Annotated in this window: 26 protein-coding genes; 7 read left to right on the top strand and 19 right to left on the bottom strand. The window is 40.5% G+C overall.

Annotated features, from left to right (window positions below):
- Positions 1-17: 17 nt before the first annotated feature.
- The gene (gene hemE / locus HWV00_RS18320) at positions 18-1082 is read right to left on the bottom strand and encodes a uroporphyrinogen decarboxylase (protein WP_211683664.1); all 1065 of its coding nucleotides are present in this window, start codon (positions 1080-1082) and stop codon (positions 18-20) included.
- Between the two features lie 505 nt (positions 1083-1587).
- Between hemE and rsd the strand changes: the two genes are divergently transcribed.
- A complete protein-coding gene (rsd, locus tag HWV00_RS18325) occupies positions 1588-2076 on the top strand; it encodes a sigma D regulator (RefSeq protein WP_211683665.1) in 489 nt (162 codons plus the stop codon).
- A gap of 153 nt (positions 2077-2229) precedes the next feature.
- Here the strand turns inward: rsd and fkpA are convergent, their stop codons facing one another.
- Entirely contained in the window at positions 2230-2973 is a 744-nt protein-coding gene (gene fkpA / locus HWV00_RS18330; RefSeq protein WP_211683666.1) for an FKBP-type peptidyl-prolyl cis-trans isomerase, read from the bottom strand.
- A gap of 254 nt (positions 2974-3227) precedes the next feature.
- Between fkpA and HWV00_RS18335 the strand changes: the two genes are divergently transcribed.
- Positions 3228-3449, top strand: a complete 222-nt coding sequence (locus HWV00_RS18335; RefSeq protein WP_211683667.1) for a SlyX family protein — start codon at positions 3228-3230, stop codon at positions 3447-3449.
- Positions 3450-3605: 156 nt separating this feature from the next.
- Here the strand turns inward: HWV00_RS18335 and slyD are convergent, their stop codons facing one another.
- Together slyD and HWV00_RS18345 are read right to left on the bottom strand one after the other, a co-directional pair.
- Positions 3606-4190: a peptidylprolyl isomerase gene (gene slyD, locus HWV00_RS18340; RefSeq protein WP_211683668.1), complete on the bottom strand. Its 585-nt coding sequence runs from the start codon at positions 4188-4190 to the stop codon at positions 3606-3608.
- Positions 4191-4241: 51 nt separating this feature from the next.
- Positions 4242-4445, bottom strand: a complete 204-nt coding sequence (locus tag HWV00_RS18345) for a YheV family putative zinc ribbon protein (RefSeq protein WP_211683669.1) — start codon at positions 4443-4445, stop codon at positions 4242-4244.
- Positions 4446-4623: 178 nt separating this feature from the next.
- On the opposite strand from HWV00_RS18345, the gene HWV00_RS18350 reads away from it, so the two are divergent.
- Positions 4624-6537 (top strand): ABC transporter ATP-binding protein, encoded by a 1914-nt coding sequence (locus HWV00_RS18350; protein ID WP_211683670.1) that lies wholly within the window; start codon positions 4624-4626, stop codon positions 6535-6537.
- 61 nt (positions 6538-6598) lie between these two features.
- Here HWV00_RS18350 and HWV00_RS18355 read toward each other — a convergent pair whose 3' ends face one another.
- From HWV00_RS18355 to HWV00_RS18390, 8 genes are all read right to left on the bottom strand, one after another.
- The gene (locus HWV00_RS18355; RefSeq protein WP_211683671.1) at positions 6599-7639 is read right to left on the bottom strand and encodes an oxidoreductase; all 1041 of its coding nucleotides are present in this window, start codon (positions 7637-7639) and stop codon (positions 6599-6601) included.
- Positions 7640-7824: 185 nt separating this feature from the next.
- Positions 7825-8184, bottom strand: a complete 360-nt coding sequence (locus HWV00_RS18360; protein ID WP_211683672.1) for a nuclear transport factor 2 family protein — start codon at positions 8182-8184, stop codon at positions 7825-7827.
- Between the two features lie 135 nt (positions 8185-8319).
- The gene (locus tag HWV00_RS18365; protein WP_211683673.1) at positions 8320-9639 is read right to left on the bottom strand and encodes a M48 family metallopeptidase; all 1320 of its coding nucleotides are present in this window, start codon (positions 9637-9639) and stop codon (positions 8320-8322) included.
- A complete protein-coding gene (locus HWV00_RS18370; protein WP_211683674.1) occupies positions 9626-10330 on the bottom strand; it encodes an energy transducer TonB in 705 nt (234 codons plus the stop codon). The genes HWV00_RS18365 and HWV00_RS18370 overlap by 14 nt, the downstream gene beginning before the upstream one ends.
- The gene (locus HWV00_RS18375) at positions 10302-10703 is read right to left on the bottom strand and encodes a biopolymer transporter ExbD (RefSeq protein ID WP_211683675.1); all 402 of its coding nucleotides are present in this window, start codon (positions 10701-10703) and stop codon (positions 10302-10304) included. The genes HWV00_RS18370 and HWV00_RS18375 overlap by 29 nt, the downstream gene beginning before the upstream one ends.
- Complete coding sequence (locus HWV00_RS18380; RefSeq protein WP_211683676.1) at positions 10704-11210, bottom strand: MotA/TolQ/ExbB proton channel family protein; 507 nt, start codon at positions 11208-11210, stop codon at positions 10704-10706.
- Entirely contained in the window at positions 11211-12641 is a 1431-nt protein-coding gene (locus tag HWV00_RS18385; RefSeq protein ID WP_211683677.1) for a MotA/TolQ/ExbB proton channel family protein, read from the bottom strand.
- Complete coding sequence (locus HWV00_RS18390; protein ID WP_211683678.1) at positions 12641-13447, bottom strand: DUF3450 domain-containing protein; 807 nt, start codon at positions 13445-13447, stop codon at positions 12641-12643. Before HWV00_RS18390 ends, HWV00_RS18385 begins: the two co-directional genes overlap by 1 nt.
- A 162-nt stretch (positions 13448-13609) precedes the next feature.
- Here HWV00_RS18390 and HWV00_RS18395 point away from each other — a divergent pair, with 162 nt between their 5' ends.
- Together HWV00_RS18395 and HWV00_RS18400 are read left to right on the top strand one after the other, a co-directional pair.
- Positions 13610-13837 carry a YheU family protein gene (locus HWV00_RS18395; protein ID WP_211683679.1) on the top strand — a complete coding sequence of 76 codons (228 nt, stop codon included), beginning with the start codon at positions 13610-13612 and terminating at the stop codon, positions 13835-13837.
- 86 nt (positions 13838-13923) lie between these two features.
- Positions 13924-14793: a phosphoribulokinase gene (locus HWV00_RS18400; RefSeq protein WP_211683680.1), complete on the top strand. Its 870-nt coding sequence runs from the start codon at positions 13924-13926 to the stop codon at positions 14791-14793.
- Positions 14794-14895: 102 nt separating this feature from the next.
- Here the strand turns inward: HWV00_RS18400 and HWV00_RS18405 are convergent, their stop codons facing one another.
- On the bottom strand, positions 14896-15795 hold the full coding sequence (locus tag HWV00_RS18405; RefSeq protein ID WP_211683681.1) for a lysine exporter LysO family protein: 900 nt from the start codon (positions 15793-15795) through the stop codon (positions 14896-14898).
- 22 nt (positions 15796-15817) lie between these two features.
- Complete coding sequence (locus HWV00_RS18410) at positions 15818-16750, bottom strand: NAD(P)-dependent oxidoreductase (RefSeq protein ID WP_211683682.1); 933 nt, start codon at positions 16748-16750, stop codon at positions 15818-15820.
- 206 nt (positions 16751-16956) lie between these two features.
- Between HWV00_RS18410 and HWV00_RS18415 the strand changes: the two genes are divergently transcribed.
- Together HWV00_RS18415 and ribA are read left to right on the top strand one after the other, a co-directional pair.
- Positions 16957-17544 carry a super-infection exclusion protein B gene (locus tag HWV00_RS18415; RefSeq protein WP_211683683.1) on the top strand — a complete coding sequence of 196 codons (588 nt, stop codon included), beginning with the start codon at positions 16957-16959 and terminating at the stop codon, positions 17542-17544.
- A gap of 198 nt (positions 17545-17742) precedes the next feature.
- The gene (ribA, locus tag HWV00_RS18420) at positions 17743-18351 is read left to right on the top strand and encodes a GTP cyclohydrolase II (RefSeq protein ID WP_211683684.1); all 609 of its coding nucleotides are present in this window, start codon (positions 17743-17745) and stop codon (positions 18349-18351) included.
- Between the two features lie 84 nt (positions 18352-18435).
- Here the strand turns inward: ribA and HWV00_RS18425 are convergent, their stop codons facing one another.
- The 5 genes from HWV00_RS18425 to HWV00_RS18445 all read right to left on the bottom strand — a co-directional run bounded on the left by HWV00_RS18425 (position 18436) and on the right by HWV00_RS18445 (position 24211).
- Positions 18436-18900, bottom strand: a complete 465-nt coding sequence (locus HWV00_RS18425; protein ID WP_211683685.1) for a methylglyoxal synthase — start codon at positions 18898-18900, stop codon at positions 18436-18438.
- A gap of 174 nt (positions 18901-19074) precedes the next feature.
- On the bottom strand, positions 19075-19803 hold the full coding sequence (locus tag HWV00_RS18430) for an aldehyde dehydrogenase family protein (RefSeq protein WP_211683686.1): 729 nt from the start codon (positions 19801-19803) through the stop codon (positions 19075-19077).
- A gap of 32 nt (positions 19804-19835) precedes the next feature.
- A complete protein-coding gene (gene putA, locus HWV00_RS18435; protein WP_211683687.1) occupies positions 19836-22952 on the bottom strand; it encodes a bifunctional proline dehydrogenase/L-glutamate gamma-semialdehyde dehydrogenase PutA in 3117 nt (1038 codons plus the stop codon).
- A gap of 185 nt (positions 22953-23137) precedes the next feature.
- Positions 23138-23584: a YbaN family protein gene (locus HWV00_RS18440; protein WP_211683688.1), complete on the bottom strand. Its 447-nt coding sequence runs from the start codon at positions 23582-23584 to the stop codon at positions 23138-23140.
- A gap of 12 nt (positions 23585-23596) precedes the next feature.
- A complete protein-coding gene (locus HWV00_RS18445) occupies positions 23597-24211 on the bottom strand; it encodes a trimeric intracellular cation channel family protein (RefSeq protein WP_211683689.1) in 615 nt (204 codons plus the stop codon).
- Between the last annotated feature and the right edge of the window lie 95 nt (positions 24212-24306).

Below are 24306 nucleotides of genomic sequence, written 5' to 3' on the forward strand. Positions count from 1 at the left end.
CCCTAATAAGTAATATATTACTTATGGTATGGCTTACTTAGTTCACCAACAGCGTCGATGAATACACCCGCTTTGTCTGGGTCAACGTCTAAGTGGATTCCGTGACCTAAATTCATCACGTGACCATTGCCTTTACCAAAACCAGATAGGATCGTGCTTACTTCTTCACGGATACGTTCTGGCGATGCATAAAGCATTGAAGGATCCATATTACCTTGAAGTGCAACTTTATCACCAACACGCGCTTTTGCTTCAGCAATATCAATTGTCCAATCAAGACCAATCGCATCACAACCAGTTGCAGCGATTTGCTCGATCCATTGACCACCATTTTTAGTGAACAAAGTAACTGGTACTTTACGGCCATCGTTGAAACGCGTTAAGCCATCAACAATTTTGTGCATGTATTGTAATGAGAAATCTTTGTAATCACGTGGTGATAATACGCCACCCCAAGTATCAAATACCATGACAGATTGTGCACCAGCAGCAATTTGCGCATTTAGGTAAGAGATAACAGAGTCAGCTAACTTATCTAATAATAAGTGTAGCGTTTGTGGTTCAGCAAATGCCATTTTCTTGATTTTAGTAAACGCTTTAGTACCGCCGCCTTCAACCATGTATGTTGCTAGTGTCCACGGACTACCAGAAAAACCGATAAGTGGCACAGCGCCATCTAGGCCTTTACGAATAGTACGAACAGCGTTCATTACATATTGTAATTCGCCTTCTGGATCTGGGATACCAATCTTATCAACGTCAGCTTTACACGTAATTGGACGTGCGAATTTAGGACCTTCACCTTCTTCGAAGTATAGACCTAAACCCATTGCATCTGGGATAGTTAAAATATCTGAAAACAGAATCGCCGCATCAAGTGGGAAACGACGTAGTGGTTGTAACGTTACTTCACAAGCAAGCTCTGCATTTTTACACAAAGACATAAAGTCACCCGCTTCTGCGCGCGTTGCTTTATATTCTGGTAAATAACGGCCTGCTTGGCGCATCATCCATACTGGTGTTTGGTCTACCGATTCTTTGGCTAACGCACGTAAATAACGATCATTCTTTAACTCGCTCATATCCTTTCCTGAATTGCGGCTCTAATATGGCGTGATTGTAACATTATTCAACAATTGACAAAATATCTGACGCCACTTTCATGACGAATTTAACAACAAGTTGATCATAACGGGGGGATTTACGTGAAACATAAAAAAATTAACCATGATTAAGGCTTTTATGGAGAAAAAAACACCAGCTTGAAAGCACTCAAAATTCATCATCGAAACACGGTTCCAATTAAGGCAATTAATTTACGCAATTAACACTAACTGAATCAGAGACATTAATCACAATTAAACAACTCACTCATCAGGCCAAACCAAAAATCAGTCATAACAAGTACTTATATGCTATGATTAAACTCACAGTCAGTTTAAAGCTGGTCGTGTTCTTTAGTAGATAAATATATTATTGCAGGTCTAATTAATCAGGTTTGACCAGACAAAATAGTGTTGACGTTTTACAGTAAAAAATTTAGTAATAGGAAACCTTAATTTTTTAAGGGTACATGGAGTAAGTCATATGTTAACCAAATTAGAACAAGCGCAACAAGCTTGGGGCGGCACGCACAACGCCATCGATCACTGGCTAGAAGAGCGACAAGAATTAATCGTCGATTATTGCAAACTCGAAGGCTTACCCCCGTTTGAAAAAAAAGCCGCATTACCCAGCAAAGATGAGCTACAAGCTTTCTGCCAAATATTAATTGATTACTTATCGACAGGCCATTTTGAAGTTTATGACCAAATCGTATCCCAATGTGCAGAATACAGTGCAAAAAGCCTTACTCTCGCACAAGAAATCCAACCTAAAATCGTACTAACAACAGAAGCCCTTGTTGAATTCAATGATAAATACGCAGAAGCACAAGAAGACGATGACACCCTACTACTGTCTTTAGATAATGACATGTCAAAAGTAGGTGAACTATTAGAACGACGTTTTGAATTAGAAGACAAGTTGCTTTATACCTTAGCGACTTATCACCGAGAAGTAGTCGACGCAGAATAAATTAACTGTTTCAAATAAGCAGATCCTACATTAACGGGTCTGACATAAAAGCATTAAACTAAGCCCAATAAAAAACCCATTCATATTACAAAATATGAATGGGTTTCTGTCCAACAACGACGACCTAATAATTAGGTCGTTGCGTCTTCAATATTATTTTGCTTGGCCAGCAATTTCTAACAATTCAACTTCAAATACAAGCGTTGAATTTGGTGGGATGTCAGCACCCGCACCTTGTGCGCCATAGCCTAACTCAGATGGGATGTATAATTTATATTTACTGCCCACATTCATTAGTGCAACACCTTCTGTCCAACCAGGAATAACACGGTTAAGCGCAAATGTTGCTGGTTCGCCACGTTCAACTGAACTGTCGAATACTTTACCGTTTAACAATGTACCTGTGTAATGCACAGTTACAGTGTCACTTGGCGTTGCGATGTTACCTGTACCAGCTGTAAGCACTTCATATTGAAGGCCAGACTCAGTCGTAGTAATACCTTCTTTCTTGCCATTTTCAGCAAAGAAAGTCGCTGACTCAGCTTCTGATTTTTCGCTTTCTACACGCGCGGCTTCAGTTGATAGCTTATTCATTTTTTCGTCATAAGCTTTTAATACAGTTTGTAATTCTTCATCAGATAACTGGGTTGTTTCGTTTAACGCATCAGTAATACCTTGAACGATGATTTCCTTATCTAATGGTGCACCTAGCTCTTCTTGACGCTTAAGTGGTGCAACCAAGTTGCGGGCAACGATTGAACCGATTGCATAAGCCGCTTGTTGATCTTCACTGTATGTCTTAATGTCTGTTACTTTATCTGCTTGTGCTTCTTGGCCACATGCTGCTAACAGAGATACTGCCGAAGCAAGTATTGTTACTTTAAAAAATTTTTTCATCGAAATACCTAATTAAAATAATGCAGTGTAATTCCACAACTACGTTCTAAGTTACTTATACCTAAACTACTTAGTAGTATTATCATAACTATTTGATGCTTCCATACAAGATATTAACAACTATAAATGCAAAAAATGATAAATCACCCTACTTTACTTAGTTTTACATCTTATCTAGCCTAGTATTTCAGCTCAAATAAATCGACATTACATGTTAAACTTAGTTCATAAAACTATAGATATAGCGGAAAAACATGGAAATTCAGCAGTTAGATGAACGTGTTTGTGACTTAGAAATGAAATTAAGTTTTCAAGACGACACCATTGAACAATTAAACAATGCCATTATCGAACAACAAAAAATTATTGAAGATCAGAAAGTACAGCTGACTTTTTTAATTAGCCGAATAAAAACGATGCAAGTTGGCAGCGGTCTAGCAAGTGAAGCAGACGAAACTCCACCACCGCATTATTAATGCCGGAATGAGTCGGTAACAAACTGCTGAGGTAAACGATTTACCATCAATAATAAAAATGCCAGTCATCGAGACTGGCATTTTACTTTCATTAAATCGAAATTTAATCATTATATCGGGTCAGCACAAATCACCAACCCTAAAAAGCACTAAAGACTAGTGACAACCGCCGCCGCAGCAACCGTCTTTTTTCTCTTCTTTTGGCGCTTCGTCTTCTGAACCACAACAGCCACCTTCGTGATCATGCTCGTGTCCGTGGTCGTGACCACAGCCGCCAGCACCATGGATGTGACCATGTTCTAGTTCTTCTTCAGTTGCTTCACGGATGCCCATTACTTCACCGTTAAATTGCAGTGTACGACCAGCAAATGGGTGGTTAGCATCAACAACAATAATGTTGTCTTCAACTGCAGTTACGATAACAGTACGGTGACCCGCATCTGTTTCAGCACTGAATGCCATACCAGGTTCAACGCCTTCAACGCCTTCGAAAAGTTCTGCAGGTACTTCTTGAACTAGTTCAGGATCGTAGATGCCATAGCCTTGTTCAGGTTCAACTTTAACGTCAAAATCGTCACCAACTTTAAGACCTTCAAGCTCAGCTTCAAGACCAGGAACAAGGTAACCAGAACCCATTAAAAATTCTAGAGGTGATGAATCACGTGTATCATCGATAAGTTCGCCTTTATCGTCTGTTACTGCGAAGTGTAGTACTACAACTGAGTTTGCTTCAATAAACATATTTATTCTCTTCATTCCTGATTAACTATATAAAGCATGCTTTAAACAAGGCTATTGCTTAAACACACCTATCATTTGTTCGAAATCGCGGGTGGCGGTACTCACCTCTCCGTCTGCTTGCGCCTGAGTATAGCCACAACTGACACATTCAATTGTTTCTACCCCATTCACTTGAAATAGCTGGATCACATCTATTTCATTGCACGTCGGGCATTTAGCACCCGCGACAAAGCGTCTTTTCTTCCGTTCAACCACGGCGACCTCCTAGTCATTTACGATGTGATCATCCGTATATCATTGCTGATCTTTGGCTCGTTCGCATCGTTTAGCTATGAGTGTACTTTATTCTTGGTACAAATTTCAAAGTTTAACATTTTAAACTGGGCGTAAATCGGCTAAAATCGCGGCAATTATAGTTACTAATAGCCCTCATATGATCATAGCTAGCGATATTGAACTTCTGCGTGGTGGCAAGCCACTTATTACGAACACCAGTGCCAAAATCAATCCTGGTCAAAAGGTTGGTTTAGTAGGTAAAAATGGGTGTGGTAAATCCAGCTTATTTGCCTTAATTCGTCACGAAATCAGCTTGGATAACGGTACCCTAACCTATCCAACAGGCTGGCAAGTATCGAGTGTAAAACAGGAAACACCTGCTCTCGATCGCAGTGCGCATGATTATGTGCTTGATGGCGATATTGAATTCCGCCAATTAGAAGCGGATCTTGCACAAGCTGAAGCTGCAGATAACGGCAACAAAATTGCAGAAATCCACGGCAAGCTAGATGCTATTGGTGCTTACAGCATCAACGCGCGTTGTTCTGAACTGTTATCTGGTTTAGGTTTTAGCGAAGAAAAACAACAACTACCAGTACAGAGTTTCTCGGGTGGTTGGCGTATGCGTTTAAACTTAGCACAGGCGCTATTATGCCGTTCTGACTTATTGCTCCTTGATGAACCAACAAACCACTTGGATTTGGATGCGGTTATCTGGTTAGAGAAATGGTTAAAGCAGTATGACGGTACATTAATGTTAATCTCGCATGATCGCGATTTCCTCGATGCCATTATTACTAAAATCATTCACGTTGAAGATCAAAAGCTAAACGAATACACAGGTGATTACACCTCATTCGAAAAACAACGTGCTGAAAAACTATCACAACAACAATCAATGTTTGAAAAGCAGCAGCGTGAAGTTGCCCATATGCAAAGCTACATTGACCGCTTTCGTTATAAAGCATCAAAAGCAAAACAAGCGCAAAGTCGTATTAAAGCAATGGAACGTATGGAGCTTATTTCTGCAGCCAATGCAGATTCACAATTTAGCTTTAGCTTCTTAAAACCTGATGCCCTGCCACTACCATTATTAACAATGGAAGATGTGTGCGCAGGTTATGGCGATACGCTTATTCTAGATAACATTAAATTGAATCTAGTTCCGGGCAGTCGCATTGGTTTATTGGGTCGTAACGGCGCAGGTAAATCAACGCTAATCAAATTATTGTCTGCTGAAATGGAACCTATCAAAGGTACCCTAGAAGTTAACCCAAATTCAAAAGTTGGTTACTTTGCTCAGCACCAATTAGAATTTTTACGTTTAGACGATACCCCACTGCAACACATGGTTCGCCTTGCACCAGACAAAACTGAATTAGAATTGCGTAAGTACTTAGGTGGTTTTGGTTTCATCGGTGAAAAAGCGTTAGATATTGTTCGCCCGTTCTCGGGTGGTGAAAAAGCACGTTTGGTATTAGCGCTGATCGTATGGCAAAAACCAAATCTATTATTGCTTGATGAACCAACCAACCACTTGGATTTAGAAATGCGTCACGCGCTGTCAGTCGCCCTACAAGGCTTTGAAGGCGCGATGGTAGTGGTATCGCATGATCGTCATTTATTACGCTCTACGACTGATGAGTTGTACTTGGTACACGATAAGAAAGTATTACCGTTCGACGGTGACTTAGATGATTATCACAGTTGGTTAAGCGAGCAACAAAAAGTTGAGAAGCAAGCAACACAAGTCATTAATACTGGCGTAAATAGCGCACAAGGTAAGAAAGATCAAAAGCGTAAAGCCGCGGAATTACGTAAGCTAACACAACCAGTACGCAAGCAAATTGAAAAGCTAGACAAGCAGCTTGAAACGTTAGGTGACAAACTCGCTGCCGTTGAAGCACAGCTCAGTGAAACCAGCATCTATGAAGATCAAAACAAAGCCAAGCTAAAAACCGCATTAGGTGATCAAGCTAAATTTGTTGTGGCGATTGAAGAAGCTGAAACCACTTGGATGGAATTAAATGAACAGCTTGAAGAAATGATTGAAGAAAGCGAACAAGCTTAACTTTAAATATTTAAGTTACTGAAATAAAAAAGGCTGATTTTATATCAGCCTTTTTTTATAGTTATAAGGTCACCGTTAACGTCTCACCTAAACGGCTACTTTCCATAGCCAGTTCAATTAATTTAATGTTCAACAACGCTGACTCCGCTGTTACTGGTGGTTTTGTTTTCAACCTAATCGCATCAGCCATTGCAGTAAAGTACAGCTGATAGCAACCTCGTTCTGTTGTCACAATGTCAATCTCTTCAGCGTTATATAAACAGCCATATTGATCTGTACTTTCATCCGACCAAGATGCATCAACAGGTAATACACCCGCAATTAAACGTGCTTCTTGTGGGTCTAACCCATATTTCTCATAGCTGCCTTTTGTCCCTTTAATACTAAAACGCTTATTTGGCCCCGCACTAAATAAATCTGCGTGTAACGTGGTGACTTGATTAGGGTAATGTAGGACAAGATTAAAATAATCCACGTTCGTCGATCCCTCTCGCATAATTAAACATTGTGCAGTGATCGCATTCGGCACACCAAATAATATTAATGCTTGATCAATCAGGTGTGGGCCTAAATCAAATAAAATACCGCCACCATTAGCAGCCTGTTCACGCCAACGTTGACGTACATTAGGTCGAAAACGATCGAAGTGAGATTCAAAGCTTCTCAACTCACCAATACGATCTTCTTCAATCAGTTTTTTAACGGTAAGGAAATCACCATCCCAACGACGGTTATGATAAACGCTTAGCGTTAAGCTTTTTTCAGCTGCCAGTTTAATTAACGCTTCACCATCAGTAATATTTGTAACAAACGGTTTTTCGAGGACAACGTGTTTATTATTTTCTAGAGCCTGCTTTGCTAAACAAAAATGCACATCGTTTGGCGCAGTGATAATCACAAGCTCTGCATCAGAATTAATAAGGAGATCATTAGCAGACAAGTAATGATCGACTACAGGCCAATCATGCTCGACCGCGTCACGTTGGCTGCTACTAATAGCAACTAATTCAAATTCAGGTAAGCTAGTAATAAAGGGGATATGAAACGTTTTTGCAGAAAATCCGTAGCCGATAACGGCTGTTTTAATCGGTACTAAAGCCATAATTATTAACTCTTATTTAATTAAATAATGGGGCGTATTCGTATCATCAAATCGTAATTTAATGTATGCCGATTTGCACGATAAAGTTACATGAGATATTTAAATAAAAGAGTTATAACTAAAATGGGTAGCGAAACGAAGTTTACAATGTAAGCCCCGCTTTCAATCATGATGTACTCAACGGGTCAAAATAAACTTTTCCATTGCTCAGTATCAATAAACCATCTTTCTTCATAAATTTTGTCATCTTCAAATCGAAACAAGACGGCTAATGCGGAGAAATCTATTTTATTTGATTTCCACTCAACAATTGAGACGACTTCATTCTCCCCTTCAATGTGGCGGAGCTCAGTGATCTCAAAACCGGGAGGAAGTAAGTCGCCCAACTTATCTAGCACACGACGAAATGTCCGTCGTCCCCTGATGATACTTTCCTGACCCGGCATGACGAATGTCATATCATCAGTATAATCTGTAATTAAGGTATCAAAATCACCTTTATCAACAGCTTCCCAGCCACGTTGCACTATATGAGATAACTTCATTAAGGCTTCCCTCTATATTTTTTATAATCTAACTTTTTTTATAATCTAACTATAGAGGTCATTCAATCACCCTGCCCTAGCCACAATTAGATAAAAGTGTGATCTAGAGCATCTTTTTCTGGCGGTGATTTGGCGTTACAACTGCGCCATCCAGCCTTTACTGTAACCCTGATATTGCTTGGTCTGTAACAGCAGTAAATTATCTTTCGCTTGGGATTTTTTACCTTGTTCAATCTGACTAACTGCGAGTAAAAAACGCCACTTGTCAGTCATAAGTAAGGTCTTTTGATCTTTGCCCTTAGCACCATGATCCAATAAGGCGGCATAAGCTAATTCCGCTTCAGACCAACGCGCTTCCAAATATAATAACTGGGCTTGTTGCTGTGCCTGTTTAGCTAGCTTAATGCCCGCAGCTTCCGCTTGTGCTAATACCGCTAATGCTTTGCTGCGTTCACGAGCCATCAACCATGCATTACTCAGACCTTTAAAATACGCATTATCTTGCTTCAGTAACTTTTTATCTGCCCCTTCTAAATAAACATGAGCGGCTAATCGAGGCTGCTGCTGCTGTAGATATAACGAGGCTAATACACGGTACCCTTGTGTGGTGAGTAAGCCCTGATTACGGGTGATAGCCAGTGTTGATAACGCTGATTTATGCTGTTCCAATGTCAGGTAGCTATACGCCAAACGCTCCCAGTAATCTTTTGAATTAGGGAAATCTACCACCGCAATTTCAAGGTGTTTATTTAATGCTGAATGACGCTCTAAACGTTGTAACAATGCGAGTAATAATTGCAAGTAGGATTCATTTTTAGGTAATAGCTTATAAGCACGTTTTGCAGGTGCTAAAGCCGATGCTAATTGACCTTGTAAATAATACCCTTGTGCTAATAATGCCGCATTACCAGCTTCCTGTTCGGTGGTAATGTTATATTCGATACGTTGTTTATCATTCAAGTTATCCACCAGCGTAAACCAAGCTTTAAGGTGCTGAGTGGCCTGCTGCCATGATTTATTTTTTGATGTTTTATACGAATCAGATTGCGCAGCTAACTGTGCGGCCAACTGCTGAAAGCTCAGTTGCTGTTCAAGTGCTAACGACAAATCTAATAACTGACTCACTACTTGATAGCCTTGCTGGTAATCTTGCTGCATAAGCAATACTTGCAGCTGTAAATTACTGGCTAATAATTGACGTTCAACACTGTATTCTCGCTGTTGCTGATAAAACGCTGCAATACCTTTAATAAGACCAGCATTCGCTTCGCTTTTTTCTTTACGCTGGCTATCGTCTTGCGCTGTCATTTTAGTAAAGGCAGTCGTCAACGTGACATAACGGCTATATACCGCTGCTGGCACTTGCTGCGCCTGCACCGATGGTAATATCGATAGTGACAACAAAATAACGAATAACAGTAATGAAAAATGCTGCTTCACTTTAATTAAGTTCAAAAACCATTCTCCATTTTTTCCATACTTCAGTGCCTGCTGGGGCTTTTTCAAACTGCCAACGGCGCACTGACTTACGTGATGCTTTAGCAAAATAACCACGGGGGGTTTCTTCGATAACCTTGATCTCTTCTGCACGACCATCATCATTCACGAGGATATGTAATAACACAGACCCTTCAATTTTGAGGCGTTTAGCTTTGTACGGATATTGCGGGTTAGTTTTACGTAGTACTTTAGCAAAACCAATTTCAGGCTCACCAACACTTGCTTGCTCAACAGCGCTAACTGCGACAGGTGCTACAACAGCTTGTGGTTGAATATAACTGGTAACATCAACCAATTGCGGTGCAACATCAAAAGTTGGTATCGATAACGCAGGTAAGGTGATACTGCTATTTAAATTAATATTTTGCACATCAAAACTCGGCTGAACAACCTGTGCAGGCGCCACCATGTCTTGTTGTGGTTTTGGCTCAGGTATCACTTCTAATTCAGGCGTGAGTTCCTGTTCTTCTACGGTTGAATCAGTAAACTGACGAAAATTAATCGTGATAGGATCCTTCACAGGTGCTTTATTGCTACCAATGGTTAACCCATAAATTAAAGCCGCCAAGCTAATGTTAACCAGCACCGCAAGCAAGAACGCCAATAGACGAAAACGCTTACTGCCCCGCTGTTGCAACTGCAACATTGTCCACCCCAGCTAATCTCACTTGATCTAACACTTCAATTAAACGTCCGGTATCAACGGTACGGTCGGCATTCAACATCACCGAAGTATGTTCACCACCACTTAAGTTTTTAACTCGGCTACGTAATTTACGAATATCAACGGGTTCGCCTTCAATCCAAACGCCATTTTCAGCATCAATAGACACCACTAAACTAACAGCGCCTTGCTGATCATTCGTTGCACCATCCGGGCGTTGAATATCAATCGCGTTCATTTTATTAAATGAAGCAGTAACCAAAAAAAAGATAAGTAAAATAAATACCATATCAATCATTGGCGTTAAATCGACCGTAACTGCATCACTGTTATTTCGGCTAAATCGTGTTCTCATTTATATCCCTTTAACCACTAATTTTTGCGCTAAATCCAAGGTTAATAAATTTGCTCGTTTGTTTAAGCTGTGACAGAAAAATAACCCCGATAACCCAGTCACCAGCCCTGCTAATGTGGTGAGTAACGCTTGCGCAATACCACTGCTAAATAATTCTGATACACCAAGACTGTCAGACAGCACAGCAAAGTTATCGATCATGCCATCAACCGTACCCAGCAAGCCCAATAAAGGTAAAACACCCGTTAAGGTTTTAATAAAAATAAGCTTACGGGTGAGCTGGCTTTGCAGTTCTGAAATGAATCCATCTCGCACTGCCATCGCGAGTAAGTGTGATTGATCTTGCCATTGCGCCCACTCAGCTTGGTAATGTACTAACAAGGCTGGATACTGCAATCCATACTGTAAATAGCAACGAGCTATTGTCCACCACATGACAACCGACAATGCCATGATGACCCAAAAGATCACCGATGCATTGCCAAGAAAATCCATAAACCCTAACATTTATACGTTACCTGTCACTTGCTGTTTATTTACAGCAACGGGGGCTGAGGCATCATTATTCACATATAGATTAAGACGCTGTTGACGCTGTGCTAACAAACCTGCGCTTTGATGTTCAATCACATGTAAAATACTGTCGCTCTTACTGCTTAATAGACTGTGTAATAACATTAAAGGTACAGCGGCAATCAAACCAAATTTAGTGGTCAATAAGGCCTGTGAGATACCACTTGATAATACTTGAGGATCGCTGTTTCCGTATGCGGTAATGGCTTGGAATGTTTCGATCATTCCGGCTACTGTCCCTAATAACCCCAGCAATGGTGCGATAGTTGCTAAAACGGCTAATGATCCTAACCCTTTACGGCATTCTGGTAATTCAGCCAAAATTGCTTCATCAAGAAAACGCGATAATTCATCCGCGTTACTGTGTTGATGGCGATCTGCCACACTAACAATACGGCCTAACGAATTATCCGTTAAGGTGCCTAAATGCTGTTTCTGATATTTAATTTTCTTCGCTTCTCGAGTCAGTACGAATAAGCGAAATAAACCAATACCCATGCCAATAATACCGACCACGACAATCAAACCACCGACGACACCCGCATCAGAAAATATCTGCCACCACGCGCTCGTCTGTGTTGCACGCTCTAATAACGCGCCCGCAGAAGGATCAATCAGCGTGCTAACAAAGCCATCAACCGGTTGCGAAAATGCGTTAATACGCGCAGTCATGTCCGCTGACGTTGGTGTTAATAATTGATAGCTCTCACTGGCAGGTTGATACAACAAAGGTCCCTGCGTAGTGAACGCGGTAAAACCTGCTATTTGTGTCACTGCTAATGTGTCTTTACTGCCATCAGCCATCGTGACAAGTGTGTCTGTTTTCGTGACTTTACTACTCGCGACCATTTGCTCGGTGAACACTAGCCAAAGATGTTTAATCGCAACAATATCTGGTTCAAATGCAGCTTCACTATACGGGGCTAATTGTGCAGAACGGCCAGAAAGAGTTGCACTTAACGGGCTTTTTTTAAGTTGACCACGTAAGTCTTGGCTAGCACGACGAAATTCACTAAAGACTTTATCTAAATCAGACTTTTCACTGTTCGCTAATTTTTGTTTGGCGAGGATCCGTTTATTATTCGCAGCGATCTTATCTTGCAGCTGCGTCATTTGTAACTGTAAGGCTTGGTTACGCTTAGTTTGTTTGGTTAAATTAGCTTGCTGCGTGGCAAAATTATTTTTAAACCGAGTAAGCGCTTCACTATCGATATTGGTTTCAGCAACATTGCTTTGTTTCACTTGTTTTAACAGTTCATCTAATGGCGTTGCGTAGACGTCGAACATCAATAAGCTCATCACAAGCATGATGTAAGCGCTAAAACGCAGAGCAAAAGTCGTCAGTGCAGATAGGATACGAGTCATTATAGTGCCTCCTGCGGTTGAGTTTCTGAAGCGGAATAAACCGATGTCTCTAAGAGGGGTAATGCTAATAATGCTGGCACAGTTTTATTATCCGCAACTTCATAAGCCTGCTTTACTTTTGGTAACCAGCTTGCTGGTAACACCAACCAAGAGCGACTGCTATTATCCCAATAACCTGCATTTTGGTGATCTGGCGTGAGGTAATACAAAGCAACGCGACCGACTCGAATTAATTGCACCGTTTTATCTGCATCACTTAACGGTAATTGTGCCTGCCATGTTTCGATGGTGTCACCGTATTCAGTTTCAATTTGATAAGCTTCTAAAATTCGACGGTATTTATCGGCAACAATAATATTAGGATTATCTAATAAGCGATTTAATTCAGCTAAGCGTAACTGGCGTTCTTGCCATAAAAATGGAATGTCTTGCTGTACGAATAGCGTTAATACTTGCACCATTTCTTGCATTAACGGTGTTAGCTCCATGCGGGTTTCTCGCACGTTCGCCATATTATTTTCTAAACTGTTTAATAGCTGCTGTTGTTGATCGGCCTGTTTAGCCAGTTGCGTGGTATAAGCAGTCAATACAGCATTTTCACGTAGCAATGCACGATACTCGCTCACGGTTTCGTTCGTCTTATCATCTAGCTCAGCAATATGATCTTGCGTACGCTGTGCTTGCGCTTGTGATTGTTGTTTACTACTAATAATCGAATTAAGTTCACTCGCTGTTGGTGCAGCCTGAGCTGGCATAACCAAGACGCTCGCAAGTAACCCAATTGACCAAATTGCTGAATAGTTCATGTTATTCCACTGCGACTAAAAATAATGAAAACGTTAGCTAACATGCCAACATTAAATCTAAATGAGAATTATTGTATTTTAGCTGATTGTATTTAGCAATCAATAACCAAAAATATGTTAATATTATGGCCATTATCCGTAACAACCATGAAGAGCTTAATTATGATTATTCCATATCAACAGCTAGATAAAAACACACTTAACACATTAATAGAGCACTTCGTATTACGCGAGGGCACTGATTATGGCACCTTAGAGATGACGATGTCTGAAAAAGTCTGTCAGGTAACAAAGCAACTAGACAGTGGTGATGTTGTTATTGTTTACTCTGAATTACACGACAGTGTGAACATACTGCCAAAGAGCGAAGTTCTTAAAAACCCACAATAATCGTGCAAATTTTATACTTGATCTAAACCCATTTAACTCGTATAACATAGCTCTCACTATTCAAATTCAACTAGTTGGTCGATCAAATGTCAGCAAAACATCCTATTATTGCTGTGACAGGTTCATCAGGCGCCGGTACTTCTACCACTAGCTTGGCCTTTGCACACATGTTTCAGCAAGAAAATATCAAAGCTTCTTTTATCGAAGGTGATAGTTTTCATCGCTACACACGTCCAGAGATGGATGTCGCGATCCGCAAAGCACGTGAACAAGGTCGACACATCAGCTATTTTGGCCCCGAAGCCAATGATTTTGAGTTACTCGAAAACTTCTTTCAAGATTATGGCCGTGATGGCAGCGGTAAATACCGACGCTACTTACATACTTTTGACGAAGCAGTACCGTACAATTTAATGCCGGGTACATTTACACCTTGGCAAGATATCGATTCAAGTACTGACATCTTATTTTATGAAGGCCTACACGGTGGTGTCGCCACAAAAGATAATGATGTGGCAAAGCATGTTGATCTACTTATCGGCATGGTACCTATCGTCAACTTAGAGTGGATCCAGAAATTAGTCCGTGACACAGAAGACCGCGGGCACTCTCGTGAAGCAGTAACGGACTCTATCGTACGCTCGATGGATGACTACATTAACTTTATTACGCCACAATTTTCGCGCACCCATATTAACTTTCAACGTGTCCCGCTCGTTGATACATCAAACCCATTTAGTGCGACAACGATCCCAACATTGGATGAAAGTTTAGTGGTGATCCGTTTTCAAAGCGTAAAGAATGTCGATTTTCCTTACCTGCTAACCATGATTTCAGGATCATTTATTTCAGGTATAAATACCTTGGTAGTTCCAGGCGGAAAAATGGCACTGGCGATGGAGTTAATCTGTGCGCCACTTATTCGTCAGTTATTAGTAGAAGGTAAGATTAGCTAATTCAGACGAATTACACTAATAATTACACTAATAGATACAAAAAGGGAGGCGCTGTATTACAGCGCCTCCCTTTTGTTTATTTGATGATGGAGCCGAGTGTGTTTAAAGTGCCAAGAACAAACTAATAAATAACGGTGATGATAAACTTAAAATAAAGCCACTCACAATCGCTAGCGGAACATAGCCATTACCACCCGCTTTTTGAATCATAGGTAGCGTGAAGTCCATCGCCGTTGCGCCCGCATAACCAATCGCCGTTGAAGGGTGTAAACGAATCAGTGATGGAATAATTAAAATAGCCACCAGCTCTCGACCTAAATCAATGATAAATGCAGCCCCACCAAATACCGGTGATAAACCATCGGTAATCAAAATACCCGATAACGAATACCAGCCAAAACCTGATGCCAATGCTAAGCCATGCGTTAATGGGATATCCAGAAATAACGCCGCGACCATACCACCAATCCATGAACTCAGCATCATGACAATGGCAATTTTAATCCCCCAGGTATTAAGCAGGATCTCACGTAACTGCATGCCACTATTACGTAACTGACACCCAATAAATAGTAATAATAAGACCAGCGCACCTTCGCTAATAGCATCAATATCAATCATTTCAGACGGAATAAATAAACCAATAACAAAACCTGCGGCAATCACCAAAATTAACTGTAACGATTCAAGTATCAGGTGCCATTTACTCAACGACTGCCCTTCTCCTTCAACCGTTTTCGATAAGCGTTTATCAAGTCCCCACAGTGCAAGTAGGTTCGCGAGTGATACACAGCTCAATACAACAAAGCTATAAATACCAATGTTTTGGATATTTTGAGCAAAGTTATCTAAATGAGACAAACTAATGCCCATCAAAAATAAGATCACATAGATCATTTTATTAGTGCAAACATTTACCCAATGAATATGTTTACTTTGCTTTAATTCAATAAGGTAACCAAACACCAAAGGAATGATAACAATGAGAAAACCTGAATACATTTTAAAATCAGTCCTACTATAATTAAGCTACAACACTAACGGCATTAAGTTCTGCGGTTAATAAATCAAATTGTGCGTTATTCACCAATAAACAAACACGTTCACCTTGCTGTTGACGCGTTTGCGCTTGCACAACAAAGTCAGTATTCTGTATTGGATGGCGTTCGGCATCACGACGGCATAGCTCAATAAAATCATCCATATGATCATGGCTGTGTTCCGCATACAAAATCACATCAGATTGTTGCATTAAGCGTAATGCTCTTAGGCGTAATAAATCGACTTCATCAGGTAATTGAATAATATAAATATCACCACCTACATCGGTATTAGGTGTATTAATCAAGAGATCAAATTCTGTCTGTAATTGCTGTGTATCTGTAGCACTCGTCACTGCGGTTGACGTGAAGAAGCGTTCCCAAAAGCGACGTCTTTCTGTCACTGTGCTAAATTGTTGCTGCACACGTCCACGTTGTTGACCCGCAAAAGCACCCAATAAGCCCAGCGTTTCTGGTAACAACGCTTCTAATTTTTCTCGAAGATAACGGATCAATACTGGCGAGGCACCACCACTTGAAATAGCAATTTGCAAAGGAGAACGATCGATAATTGAAGGCGTTATAAACTCACACAGTTCCTGTTGATCTGCAACATTCACTAATAAGTTACGTTCGCAGCAGTCTTGCCATACCTGTTTATTGAGTAAGGTATCATCCGTTGTTACCCATACCATAACGTAATCACCAAGATAATCACTGTTATAGCCGTCAATGACCGCCGTAATTTTGGCATCATCACGATAGCGTTCTAACGTCTCGTTTAAGCGTGGAGATAAGACAGTCACCTTAGCACTGGCACTTAATAACAAGTCAACTTTTCGACTCGCGACTTCACCACCACCAACAACCAACACATTCTTATTCTTTATATCCATAAAAATTGGCAAATACTGCATGTTACATCCATTTAAAAGTGCATAAACAGCACTTAGTATACGGCTCAACCAGTTGATAGTCATCAATATCACGACTATAGAAAATAATTAATTTAGTGGCACAGAAAATGCTTACATTTACAGAATAAGAAATCTAAGAAGATTTACAGAAATAACGTCACACATCAGACAATTTTTTGACAACTGTTATCAGCAGAAGGTTTATCATGCACGAATTAAAACATTATATTCAAAATTACAAACAGATAAACATTGCCACCACTTGGTTACTACTTGCTGCGGCATTGGTATTGATACTACCAAGCACTGCACTCTCAGTTTCTGGCTTGGAACAATGGGTGACTGAATACCGTGGTTATATTTCTATTATTGTTATTTCAGGCATCGCCTATTTTATCGCGTTATTACTCGTTCAAGCAGGTCAATCAGTACTTGAGAAACAAAGCGAAACTGAAACGATGAAGAAAATACACAAAATGGTGAAAGTGATGAATACCTCTGAACAAGCGGTCGTTCGCGAATTTATTTTTCAGAAGAAAGATATTATTTCACTGCCGCTAGAAGCAGCCGCTGTTGCCAACCTAATTGATAACTGTATTTTAGTTCCTGCACTTAATAGCCAAGAAATTATCGGCACTGGCAGTAAAATAAAACTGTGTATTAATATTAAAGCCCGTGCATTGCTCGATCATAAAGCGTTAGGCTTTCCAGAAGGCAAGATGACAGAACAACAAGCACAAGCACTTAAAGCGGCGCGCCCTGCGTTTGCTAAAGAGTTTTACGTGCGCCATTAGACGATTAACTCAATAAATCAAATGGTAGCAGCAAAGTACATAATACGATGTACTTTGCACCGCTAATGACAGCGAATAATAATTATCCCGTCTTTTTACAATTGTCTATTCAGATTGCCGCCATAAACGCGTAAACTAGCCCAAAGTAATCCAATTTAGACGTTCATCACTGTGGGGATGGATAGTAAGAGGTAATCCGTGTCTATTAAATTTATCGCATCTTCAAAACTACCAACTCCTTTTGGTACTTTCACCATGCACGGCTTCGAAGACTCAGAAACAGGTAAAGAACACGTTGCGCTAACTTATGGCGAGTTAACGACTGATGACGTTACGCTAGGTCGTATACATTCAGAATGTTTAACTGGCGACGCCTTATTTAGCTTACGTTGTGATTGTGGCTTTCAACTTGAAACTGCAATGAAAAATATCACCGAAGCGGGTGCTGGTTTTATTCTTTATTTACGCCAAGAAGGTCGTGGTATTGGTCTGTTAAACAAGATCCGTGCATATAATTTACAAGACTCTGGTGCAAATACCGTCGAAGCAAATGAACAACTAGGTTTTGCTGCTGATCTACGTAATTACGCAATGTGTAAACCGATGCTAGATCACCTTGGTGTTAACAAAGTTAAATTAATGACGAACAACCCGAAAAAATTAGCCGCTATGGAAGAATATGGCGTTAATGTTGTGGCGCGTCAGCCATTACAAGTAGGTAAGAATATGCACAATGAACATTATTTGAAAACCAAAGCAGACAAGCTTGGTCATATGATGACAGAAAAGCATTTCAAAGAAGACTAGTCACTATTATTAATAATAACAGCAGAGCTACTCTGCTGTTATTACCTTTCATCACACTCTTCTTTTTGAACGACTGCGCTGTTATTACAACTCGCTAGTACGCTCTGCTAAATACCGAGCATAATCCGGTACTTCATGTTCGTATTTACTGCTTGTATGGATAGAATCAATAATAAAATCAGCCGTTGCTGGATTCGTTGCGACCGGAATATTCCATACTGCAGCTAAGCGTAATAGTGCTTTAACATCTGGATCATGTGGTACTGCATTCATTGGATCCCAGAAAAAGATCATCATATCAATCTCACCTTCTGCAATCAGAGCACCAAGCTGCTGATCGCCACCCATAGGGCCGCTATAGAGCGCTTTTACGGGTAAGCCTACATGTTTAGTCAATAAGGTCGCTGTTGTGCCTGTTCCAAATAAATGGTGTTTTTGAAGAATATCAGCGCGTGCTTGTGACCAAGCAATTAACGATGACTTCATGTGATCATGGGCTACAAGCGCGATACGTTTGTTCGTTGCCATGCAACGGGTAGTTTTGTGCATCAGTGACCTACTTTAAATTTATAAATAATAACTTAAGACAAAAGTTTAAAAATTATAACTCAAGAAAATAAGACTGATGATGATACTACTAAATAAATGAACTTACGCTGATGGGAGTCCCATATCAAGCACTCAAATGAGTACCTGATATGGTTATTATATTGGTATTAACGATTAATGATCGCCACCACCTAGTTCAAGCAGTGTCGCATTACCACCCACTGCAGTAATATTAATAGTACGTGTACGTTCCGTAATAAAACGTAAGATAAAGTGATTATCTGTTACGTATGACAAAGCACTACCACTCACTTCAGCCACTAACTGTGCAAGTAATCCAGCACGTGTAGATAAAGTACGGTTAAGGGATTGCGCCATTTTTTCATCACCGGTAAAAGCCACACCTGCGACTTTTGGTGATTCAATCAGCGTTGTTAACTCGCTTTCATCTGCACCTTGTACAACTAACTCAGGTACACCCGCAGCATGCAACGTGTTTAGCAATACATGTTGTAATGCTTCAGGTAATGCCAACACTAAAGTATTACCAGCCAGCAATGCAGCACTGATGTGTGCAACAATTGCATGGGTGTTTGCGCTTTGATCTGCATCCGTCGCAGCGACAATAAATAAGCCACGTCCCGCACTGTAAAGCTCGTTCACTTCACCTGTTGGCCCTGGCATTAATTTTTCATCACCTAATAAAGTGACCGCTTGATGTCTGTGGTACTTTGCCATTTCACCAGCCAGTTTACCTAATGCCGCCTCTTGGCTAATAATATCAACCCATTTCGCAATTAGATCTGCACGTGCAATTACGCCTAACTCGTTCCAGCTTGGCCAAGCACAAAGACCTGTTTCAATCATATGCTGCGTCTGTACTAATTTATTTTCTACAACCATGGTTTAACTCCTTAATTTACAATGACGACAGCCTAAGCGCTTATCACTTGCTTAGTAAAACGATACAGGTAGTGTGGACCACCCGCTTTCGGTCCTGTGCCAGATAAACCTTGTCCACCGAATGGTTGAACACCCACAACAGCACCCACTTGGTCGCGGTTGATATAGCAGTTACCCACTCTTATTTGACGCTCAATATCGGTATAAGTACGTTCATTACGGCTGTGGATACCCATGGTTAAACCAAAACCTGTGGCATTAATTTCAGCAATGACATTATTCAAATCACCCGCTTTATAACGCACGATATGTAAAATTGGACCAAACTGCTCATTTTCGAGTTGATTAATACTGTTAATTTCAAATGCGATTGGCGCAATAAAGTCACCAAAATTACATTCATCAGTCAAGGTTACTTCACCAACAAGTTTGCTCGTCGTACGCATTTTATCAATGTGCGCTTGCAGCTTTTTCTTCGCTAATAAATCAATAACCGGACCCACATCTGTATGATGTGAATACGGTAAACCAACGTGTAACTCTTGCATTGCACCTTGGATCAAGGTGGTAATACGGTCAGCCACATCTTCTTGTACAAACAGTACACGCAGTGCTGAACAACGTTGACCGGCAGAAGCAAACGCAGAACGGATTACATCACGAGCCACTTGTTCTGGCAGTGCTGTACTATCAACAATCATGGTATTTTGACCGCCCGTTTCAGCAATTAGCGTTGCAACGCTTGCATCACGCTTCGCTAAAGAACGGTTAATCACTTGCGCTGTTTCTGTTGAACCAGTAAACACGACACCAGCAATACGCTCATCCGATGTTAATAGTGAACCGACCGCTGCACCACCACCCGGTAATAAGTGTATAGCTTCTTTCGGTACGCCAGCTTCTAACATCAATTCCATTGTACGTGCTGCAATTAAGCTTGTTTGCTCTGCTGGTTTCGCAATAACCGTGTTACCACTCACCAATGCTGCTGCAACTTGACCAAGGAAGATCGCTAAGGGGAAATTCCAAGGGCTGATACAAACAAATACACCTTGTCCCTGACGCGTAACTTGCTGAGCAATACCGTCAAAGCGTACTTGGTTTTTCGCTACCGAGAAATTTTCAGTGGCTTGCATTGCGTAATAACGACAGAAATCGACTGCTTCACGAACTTCATCTAAGCTATCGTGAATCGTTTTACCGGCTTCTTTATGACATAACGCAACGAGTTCAATAAGGTTGGTTTCTAATAGATCGGCAATCTTATTTAAGCACTCTGCACGTTGTACAACAGGAACTGCTGACCACGTTGGGAAATAATCCGCAGCAGTATCTAATGCCTTAGTGACATCTTCAGGCGTTGACCACAATACTTGACCAACATGAATACGACGATCATAAGGGGCACTGACTGGTTTGCCATTATCGAACTCAGTAGTAATCACTTGCCCATTAACAATAGGCGTCGCTTGCCATGTTTTTTTCATTTGCAGATTAAGCTCTGCATTGAATGGTGTCACTTCACTAATAATATCAACATTCACATTGCATGAGTTTTTACGGCCTGCAAAAATCTTCGTTGGTAATGGGATCAAACTGTTGTGATAAGTCGGACGACTTTCTAACGTTTCTACCGGATGCTCTGTTAGCTCTGCAATCGGACAGTCTGCATCAACAAGGCGATGTACAAACGAGCTGTTTGCACCATTTTCTAATAAACGGCGAACCAAATATGGCAGTAAGTCTTTATGGCTACCCACTGGCGCGTAGATACGCACATCCACACCATAGATCGCTAATGCATGGTTATATAACGCATCACCCATACCGTGTAAACGTTGGAATTCAAATTCTTTATGTTCAGCCATTGTCGCAATCGCTGATACTGTATGTGCATTATGACTAGCAAACTGTGGATAGATACAACCACGAACTTGTTCACTTAATAAGAAACGTGCACAGGCTAAATAGGCAACATCGGTTGCTTCTTTACGGGTATAAACAGGATAAGCATCATAGCCATTTTGTTGAGATAATTTTAATTCCGTATCCCAATAAGCACCTTTCACTAAGCGCAGAGGAATAACATCACCCTGCTCTTTTGCTAGTGCGGCTAACCAAATTAATGTTGGTAATGCGCGCTTTGAATAAGCTTGTACAACAATACCGAATTTACCCCAACCTTGTAGCTTCGGGTGACGGTACAGTTTTTCAAATAATGCTAATGACAGCTCTAAACGATCCGCTTCTTCCGCATCAATCGTAATACCCACATCTAAATCTCGTGCACGTAATAATAGTTCTAAAACAGTGTCATGCATTTCGCTCATAACACGAGTTTCATTCGCTACTTCATAACGCGGATGCAATGCAGATAATTTAATAGAAACCGTTGGATCTGGTGTTTTACCGTTACCGTATTTATTTTTACCAACCGCTTCTACAGCTTGAATATAATCATTAAAATATTTTTTCGCGTCTGCGGTTGTTAATGCAGATTCACCTAACATATCAAATGAGTAGGTAAAGCCCTTATCGCGTGATGGGCGACCATTCTTTTGTGCTTCAGCAATATTACGACCCAATACAAATTGATGTCCCATGATCTTCATGGCTTGGTTCATTGCTTGGCGAATAATAGGTTCAGATACTTTATTTACTAAACGACTAATTGTGCTGCCAGCAGACTTGGTATCTTTACGATCCATGCTCACGACTTTACCAGTCAGTAATAGTCCCCATGTTGATGCATTCACAAATGTCGAATCAGAATTTTTTAAATGTGATTTCCAATCGGCCACACTTAATTTATCACGGATTAAAGCATCAGCTGTTGCTGCATCTGGAATACGCATTAGCGCTTCAGCAAGACACATTAACAAAATACCTTCTTTGGTATCTAGGCTATATTCCAGCAACAAGGCATCAATCATTTGGATAGCTTGTTTATCGGCGCGCACTCGTTCAATTAAAACCGTGGCATTTGTGGTGATCTGAGATTTCTCTTCTGCAGATGGAGTCGCCATTGGTAACAATTCAGCTAACCATTCTGATTCATCAGCCATATATAAAGGTGATATTAACTGCCAAAGTTCATCCAATGGACGCTCTATAAACGACGGAGATAGTGCATCTAACGCTTTAAACATACTAGGGGCCTCTTAACTTACAAAATTTAATGCTGCAAGAGTGTTACATTAAAGATACAAAAATAGTATGAGTTAGTTATCAGATCTAGAAAGAAAATGCGTTCTATATAAAATAATTAGTATTTCACTTCAGTTTAAGCAGTGATTTGAGGAAAATCGCGGGAATAAAATCATAAAATAGGTCGTTATGGTAAACGTTGTAACGATAAAAGATGTCGACTAACGAGGCAAGCCGTCACTAATAAACCGATTTTCACATACCAGATAGGCGCAAAATATATTGCTAACAGCATCGCAAGCCACATACTCGACAACGAACTTAATAGCTGTTTTTTACTGATGCCTTTACGCAACAAATAATTTGTTAAATAAGGGCCAAGATAACGATGGTTAAACAACCACAGTTGTAACTTGCGTGAAGAACGACTAAAACACGCGGCAGCTAATAATAAAAAGGGAACTGTTGGTAATAAAGGGAGAAAGATACCTAACACTCCCAAGGCAACAGCTAAACAACCAGCACAAAGCAATAAAAAACGCCACGGTTGTGCAACGAGAAAGTGTTCAGCAATTATCGGCTGTCCTGATGCATTACTCGATTCATTTACGCTTGTTGAGGGTTTACTCATCATTATGTCTCATTGTTATTTTAATACGAGAAATGCAGGAAAACGGATCTGCTTTACGACTATATACAACCGCATTGATACGATCAAGGCCATACAGATAAGAGCCGCAACTGTAATGTCGATATTTACATTGACCAATAAAATATAGAGGCAACAGCCTAAAATAACAGGTGTTGCATACATGTCGGTATCATTAAATAAAGTACGACGATGCGCTAAAATATCCCGTAATACCCCGCCAAATATAGCGGTGACCATGCCCATAGACACTGCAACATAAGCTGCATAACCCGCGCTGTATAATTGCTGAGTCACTAATATCGAGAACAGCGATACGCCAATGGTATCAAACATAATAATAAGTTTATTTATTCGCGTTTTACGCATGTGCGTAATACTAAAAAAACCGGCGATGGCGCTAATTAATGCAGTCCAGAAATAACTGGGATCACGGATCCAAAATATGGTGTCAGCCGATAAAATAATATCACGTAGTGTGCCTCCACCTAATGCAGTGATCCAACCGAGCATCATCACGCTGACAATATCTTTGCCTCGATTAGAGTCGACCAATACACCACTCAATGCAAAAGCAACAATACATAACATTTCTAAGCTGTACACCAACATCAGCAACTCCTTGTCGCACCAAACTCAATATTTTAATCGACGCATTAACAAGTAGTCTACCCAGTCATTTCATTCACTGGCAACTATTTTCATCG

Source organism: Moritella sp. 24 (assembly GCF_018219155.1).
Classification (GTDB): domain Bacteria; phylum Pseudomonadota; class Gammaproteobacteria; order Enterobacterales; family Moritellaceae; genus Moritella.